At 57.7% G+C, this 3747-nt stretch carries 2 rRNA genes (1 of these 2 only partly in view); both read left to right on the forward strand.

Annotated elements, in window-relative coordinates:
* The first annotated feature begins 3 nt into the window (after positions 1-3).
* Positions 4-1529: ribosomal RNA gene (locus tag ACGFYP_RS34615) — 16S ribosomal RNA — on the forward strand.
* A 286-nt stretch (positions 1530-1815) separates the two neighbouring features.
* Positions 1816-3747: ribosomal RNA gene (locus ACGFYP_RS34620) — 23S ribosomal RNA — on the forward strand; it runs 1272 nt beyond the window's last position.
* Together the 16S and 23S rRNA genes form the textbook arrangement of a ribosomal RNA operon.

Here is a 3747-nt window from a genome sequence, read left to right on the forward strand (position 1 = left end):
ACATTCACGGAGAGTTTGATCCTGGCTCAGGACGAACGCTGGCGGCGTGCTTAACACATGCAAGTCGAACGATGAAGCCCTTCGGGGTGGATTAGTGGCGAACGGGTGAGTAACACGTGGGCAATCTGCCCTTCACTCTGGGACAAGCCCTGGAAACGGGGTCTAATACCGGATAACACCGGCCTCCGCATGGAGGCTGGTTGAAAGCTCCGGCGGTGAAGGATGAGCCCGCGGCCTATCAGCTTGTTGGTGGGGTAATGGCCCACCAAGGCGACGACGGGTAGCCGGCCTGAGAGGGCGACCGGCCACACTGGGACTGAGACACGGCCCAGACTCCTACGGGAGGCAGCAGTGGGGAATATTGCACAATGGGCGAAAGCCTGATGCAGCGACGCCGCGTGAGGGATGACGGCCTTCGGGTTGTAAACCTCTTTCAGCAGGGAAGAAGCGAAAGTGACGGTACCTGCAGAAGAAGCGCCGGCTAACTACGTGCCAGCAGCCGCGGTAATACGTAGGGCGCAAGCGTTGTCCGGAATTATTGGGCGTAAAGAGCTCGTAGGCGGCTTGTCACGTCGGGTGTGAAAGCCCGGGGCTTAACCCCGGGTCTGCATCCGATACGGGCAGGCTAGAGTGTGGTAGGGGAGATCGGAATTCCTGGTGTAGCGGTGAAATGCGCAGATATCAGGAGGAACACCGGTGGCGAAGGCGGATCTCTGGGCCATTACTGACGCTGAGGAGCGAAAGCGTGGGGAGCGAACAGGATTAGATACCCTGGTAGTCCACGCCGTAAACGTTGGGAACTAGGTGTTGGCGACATTCCACGTCGTCGGTGCCGCAGCTAACGCATTAAGTTCCCCGCCTGGGGAGTACGGCCGCAAGGCTAAAACTCAAAGGAATTGACGGGGGCCCGCACAAGCAGCGGAGCATGTGGCTTAATTCGACGCAACGCGAAGAACCTTACCAAGGCTTGACATATACCGGAAAGCATTAGAGATAGTGCCCCCCTTGTGGTCGGTATACAGGTGGTGCATGGCTGTCGTCAGCTCGTGTCGTGAGATGTTGGGTTAAGTCCCGCAACGAGCGCAACCCTTGTCCTGTGTTGCCAGCATGCCCTTCGGGGTGATGGGGACTCACAGGAGACCGCCGGGGTCAACTCGGAGGAAGGTGGGGACGACGTCAAGTCATCATGCCCCTTATGTCTTGGGCTGCACACGTGCTACAATGGCCGGTACAAAGAGCTGCGATGCCGCGAGGCGGAGCGAATCTCAAAAAGCCGGTCTCAGTTCGGATTGGGGTCTGCAACTCGACCCCATGAAGTCGGAGTTGCTAGTAATCGCAGATCAGCATTGCTGCGGTGAATACGTTCCCGGGCCTTGTACACACCGCCCGTCACGTCACGAAAGTCGGTAACACCCGAAGCCGGTGGCCCAACCCCTTGTGGGAGGGAGCTGTCGAAGGTGGGACTGGCGATTGGGACGAAGTCGTAACAAGGTAGCCGTACCGGAAGGTGCGGCTGGATCACCTCCTTTCTAAGGAGCACAGTACCGATTGCAGGCAAACGTTCTGCACGGTCAGCTCATGGGTGGAACGTTGATTATTTGGCGTGAGTGACCTGATGGTTCTTCCTAGTACTGCTTCGGCGTGGAACGGGGAACACGGACGGTGGCTCACGCCTGGCACGTTGTTGGGTATCTGAGGGTACGGCCGTAAGGTTTGTATCTTCGCGATGCCGGCCCCAGTGAACTCGTCCAGTGTGGCGGGGTGATGGGTGGCTGGTCGTTGCTTGAGAACTACACAGTGGACGCGAGCATCTGTGGCCAAGTTTTTAAGGGCGCACGGTGGATGCCTTGGCACCAGGAACCGATGAAGGACGTGGGAGGCCACGATAGTCCCCGGGGAGCCGTCAACCAGGCTTTGATCCGGGGGTTTCCGAATGGGGAAACCCGGCAGTCGTCATGGGCTGTCACCCATGCCTGAACACATAGGGCATGTGGAGGGAACGAGGGGAAGTGAAACATCTCAGTACCCTCAGGAAGAGAAAACAACCGTGATTCCGGGAGTAGTGGCGAGCGAAACCGGATGAGGCCAAACCGTATGCGTGTGATACCCGGCAGGGGTTGCGCATGCGGGGTTGTGGGATCTCTCTTTCACAGTCTGCCGGCTGTGAGACGAGTCAGAAACCGTTGATGTAGGCGAAGGACATGCGAAAGGTCCGGCGTAGAGGGTAAGACCCCCGTAGCTGAAACATTAACGGCTCGTTTGAGAGACACCCAAGTAGCACGGGGCCCGAGAAATCCCGTGTGAATCTGGCGGGACCACCCGCTAAGCCTAAATATTCCCTGGTGACCGATAGCGGATAGTACCGTGAGGGAATGGTGAAAAGTACCGCGGGAGCGGAGTGAAATAGTACCTGAAACCGTGTGCCTACAAGCCGTGGGAGCGTCGCTCATTGGGTTTACCCAATGGGTCGTGACTGCGTGCCTTTTGAAGAATGAGCCTGCGAGTTTGCGGTGTGTTGCGAGGTTAACCCGTGTGGGGAAGCCGTAGCGAAAGCGAGTCCGAATAGGGCGTTTCAGTAGCACGCTCAAGACCCGAAGCGGAGTGATCTAGCCATGGGCAGGTTGAAGCGGAGGTAAGACTTCGTGGAGGACCGAACCCACCAGGGTTGAAAACCTGGGGGATGACCTGTGGTTAGGGGTGAAAGGCCAATCAAACTCCGTGATAGCTGGTTCTCCCCGAAATGCATTTAGGTGCAGCGTCGTGTGTTTCTTGCCGGAGGTAGAGCACTGGATAGGCGATGGGCCCTACCGGGTTACTGACCTTAGCCAAACTCCGAATGCCGGTAAGTGAGAGCACGGCAGTGAGACTGTGGGGGATAAGCTCCATGGTCGAGAGGGAAACAGCCCAGAGCATCGACTAAGGCCCCTAAGCGTACGCTAAGTGGGAAAGGATGTGGAGTCGCAGAGACAACCAGGAGGTTGGCTTAGAAGCAGCCACCCTTGAAAGAGTGCGTAATAGCTCACTGGTCAAGTGATTCCGCGCCGACAATGTAGCGGGGCTCAAGCGTACCGCCGAAGTCGTGTCATTGCAGCGTATAGCCCCAACGGGTGTTGTGATGGGTAGGGGAGCGTCGTGTGCCGGGTGAAGCAGCCGCGGAAGCGAGTTGTGGACGGTTCACGAGTGAGAATGCAGGCATGAGTAGCGATACACACGTGAGAAACGTGTGCGCCGATTGACTAAGGGTTCCTGGGTCAAGCTGATCTGCCCAGGGTAAGTCGGGACCTAAGGCGAGGCCGACAGGCGTAGTCGATGGACAACCGGTTGATATTCCGGTACCCGCTTTGAAACGCCCAATATCGAGCCCTCTGATGCTAAGCCCGTGAAGCCGTTCCGGACCCTTCGGGGAAAGGAAAGTGGTGGAGCCGGCGAACCAAGGTGGTAGTAGGTAAGCGATGGGGTGACGCAGGAAGGTAGTCCAGCCCGGGCGGTGGTTGTCCCGGGGTAAGGGTGTAGGCCGTGTGATAGGCAAATCCGTCACACATTAAGGCTGAGACCTGATGCCGAGCCGATTGTGGTGAAGTGGATGATCCTATGCTGTCGAGAAAAGCCTCTAGCGAGTTTCATGGCGGCCCGTACCCTAAACCGACTCAGGTGGTCAGGTAGAGAATACCGAGGCGTTCGGGTGAACTATGGTTAAGGAACTCGGCAAAATGCCCCCGTAACTTCGGGAGAAGGGGGGCCATCACC

Source organism: Streptomyces sp. NPDC048370, assembly GCF_043200825.1.
Lineage (GTDB): Bacteria > Actinomycetota > Actinomycetes > Streptomycetales > Streptomycetaceae > Streptomyces.